At 41.1% G+C, this 236-nt stretch carries 1 pseudogene; it reads left to right on the top strand.

The annotated features are described in order from the left end of the window. Window positions 1-236, top strand: a pseudogene (locus V7137_RS22715) (GW domain-containing glycosaminoglycan-binding protein); the annotation flags it as partial.

Below are 236 nucleotides of genomic sequence, written 5' to 3'. Positions count from 1 at the left end.
CTCTTATGAGCGCAGCGGGAACGACCTACCCCAAAGTTAATGATTATATCATTTCTAAGAAACTAGTACCCGCGAAAGTAGAGCAAGATTACAAAAATATTTTTACCAAATTTACGTATCGGAATGGTTATGGTGAGGTAGAGGGTATTGTTGCCCATGAAACGGCAAATAGCAGCTCGACGATCTCGAGTGAGATTGCCTATATGACGAGAAACCATAGTAGAGCCTTTGTTCAT

Source organism: Neobacillus drentensis, assembly GCF_036962765.1.
Taxonomy (GTDB): Bacteria; Bacillota; Bacilli; order Bacillales; family Cytobacillaceae; genus Neobacillus; species Neobacillus drentensis_C.
The sequence above is the reverse complement of the archived record's forward strand: the minus strand, read 5'-3'. Positions and strand labels throughout refer to the sequence as shown.